Annotated in this window: 2 protein-coding genes and 1 pseudogene; 2 read left to right on the top strand and 1 reads right to left on the bottom strand. The window is 72.7% G+C overall.

Annotated features, from left to right (window positions below; all coding sequences use genetic code 11):
• Positions 1–159 precede the first annotated feature (159 nt).
• Both ABZ371_RS31700 and ABZ371_RS31705 read left to right on the top strand, forming a co-directional pair.
• Positions 160–1,134, top strand: coding sequence for a TIGR03557 family F420-dependent LLM class oxidoreductase (locus tag ABZ371_RS31700; RefSeq protein ID WP_358686200.1), 975 nt, complete (start codon positions 160–162; stop codon positions 1,132–1,134).
• Between the two features lie 587 nt (positions 1,135–1,721).
• Positions 1,722–2,138, top strand: coding sequence for an ATP-binding protein (locus ABZ371_RS31705; RefSeq protein ID WP_358686203.1), 417 nt, complete (start codon positions 1,722–1,724; stop codon positions 2,136–2,138).
• Between the two features lie 22 nt (positions 2,139–2,160).
• On the opposite strand, the pseudogene ABZ371_RS31710 reads toward ABZ371_RS31705, so the two are convergent.
• Positions 2,161–2,411, bottom strand: a pseudogene (locus ABZ371_RS31710) (hypothetical protein); the annotation flags it as partial.

The raw sequence follows: 2,411 nt of genomic DNA on the forward strand, positions 1-2,411 counted from the left end.
GAGCGGGAGCGCCCACGCTTCCGGCGGCCTGCCGCCGCGTCCGCTTCCAGCGGCGGCGCCGCTGTACGGAGGGGTCGCGGCCCCCCGTTCGGATGGTGGTGCGGCACGGGCGGCGCCGTCGGCCCGGGCGGGGGCGCGGCCGGGGGTGAGGGTGGTTCCATGGAGATCGGCTACAAACTCGCCTCCGAGGCCTTCGGCCCGGAAGAACTCGTCCGCCAGGCGGTCCTCGCGGAGGCCGCTGGTTTCGACTTCGTCGAGATGAGCGACCACTTCCATCCCTGGCTGGACGTGCAGGGCCACTCCCCCTTCACCTGGACGGTTCTGGGCACGATCGCGGCGAAGACCGAACGTGTCGGCCTGGTGACCGGAGTGACCTGTCCCACCGTCCGCTACCACCCGGCGGTCATCGCTCAGGCCGCCGCGACACTCGCCCTGCTCTCCGGAGGCCGTTTCGTCCTCGGTGTCGGGTCCGGTGAACGTCTCAACGAGCATGTGGTCGGCCGCGAATTCCCCGACCCGGTCCGGGTGCGCCACGAACTGCTGCGCGAGGGGCTGGAGATCATCCGGCTGCTGTGGCTCGGTGGGTACCGCTCCTACGAGGGCAAGCACCTGCGCCTCGACGACGCACGCGTCTTCGACCTGCCGGGAGAACCGCCGCTGATCGCGGTGGCCGCGAGCGGCCGGGACTCGGCACGTATCGCCGCCGAGCTGGGCGACGGCCTCTTCGCCACGGAGGACAAGGAATCGATCGTCCGGGACTACCGCGCCGCCGGCGGCTCCGGGCCCAGGTACGCCGAGGTGCCCATGGCCTGGGCGGAAGACGAACAGACGGCGGCGCAGGCGGCGTTGAAGACGTCACGCTGGGCAGTGACGGGCTGGAAGGTGATGAGCGAACTTCCCAATCCGGTGAACTTCGACGCCGCGACCACCACGGTCCGCGTCGAGGACATCCTCGAGAAGTTCGCGTGCGGACCCGACCCGGCCCGCTATGTGGCGGCCACCCAGAGATACCTGGACGCCGGCTTCGACAGGCTGGTCATGCAGAACGCCGGCCCGGACCCCGACGGATTCATCGACTTCTACCGGCGGGAACTCGACCAGCCACTGCGCCGGCTGCGTGCCTCGGGGTCCTGACCGCCCCGGCACCGCGGCCCGGGGGACGGCGGCGTCGTCGCCGGACTCCCGTCGTGGTGGGTCGGCGGGGCGCGGACGAAGCGGCGTGACGCCCCGGGTACGGGCAGACCGCCTGAGTGCCGGTGCGGGAGGACGTCGACGAAGGCGCTCTCGCGGGACTCCCCGACCGTCCCGGGCGCGGGTCTCGGTGACGCGGTCGCTGTCGGCGGCGAGCCGGTCACCGGGCCGCGGCTGTCCTCGGCACACGTGGGCCCCGTGCGGCGAGGCCCTGGCGCGGTGCGCCCGCAGGACGCCCGGCCGGCCATCGGAGAGGGAACCTGTCGTTCGCCGTCCCCGGCCGCCCCCTCGGCGGCCGTTCCGCCTGTCGGCGCGGCAGTGCGTGTCTGCCACGCCCCCTCGGCGTCACGGTCGGGAAGGCGCCACCCCCGGGACAGGCTCCTCCCTGTCATCATCATGGCGGCTTTCCTCTGCCGGTAGGTGAGTAAATCCTCCTTTTCTCGTGCAAGGAAACGGATCCATGGAGTGAAGCCGGAGGGTGGCGGGCACACGCCCGACACGGCCAAACCGAAACGGACGGGGTGTTACGCATGATTCAGGCCACGACCATGGTCCCGGCCACCTCCGCCGGGTCCTTCGTCCTCCACGGCGACACGTCGGCAGGCATCGCCAGGGCCCGGGACACGGCACGGGCCTTCGCGGACAGCCTCAAGCCGGCCCTGTCCGCGGAGACCGCGCAGACGCTGGCCCTGCTGGTGTCCGAACTCATCACCAACGCGCTGCGCCACGGCGGCGGCCGCTACACCCTGGAGCTCGGGGCGGCCCCGGACGCGGTGTACGCCTCGGTGAGCGACCCGAGCCCCTCGGCGCCGCGCGAACGGACTCCCGACCTGAACGGCGGGACGGGCGGCTTCGGCTGGCACATGATCCGGCGCCTCGCCCGCGGCGTGGCCGTCACCAAGGCCCCCGGCGGGGGGAAGACCATCCGGGTCCGCCTGCCCCGCTGACGGCCGGCCGCGGGCCACGGCGTCACCCCTGCGCCGGCCGGCGGGTCCCGGCTCCCTCCGGGCGCCCGAACAGCAGGTCGTAACCGGCGGGCAGCTGGAGCAGGATCTCGTTCGTCAGGTCCTCCCCCGCGGTGTCGGCCGTGACGCTGAGGACCGCGCCGACGTCCCACACGGCGGTCTGCTCGGCCCCTTGGTACCCGGCATGGACATCAAGCCGCTCATCACCGAACTGCGGAACCGGGTCTCGGAGGAGCTGGACTACGCGCTGGAGGC

Origin of the sequence: Streptomyces sp. NPDC005899, from assembly GCF_040629645.1 — a bacterium.
Classification (GTDB): domain Bacteria; phylum Actinomycetota; class Actinomycetes; order Streptomycetales; family Streptomycetaceae; genus Streptomyces.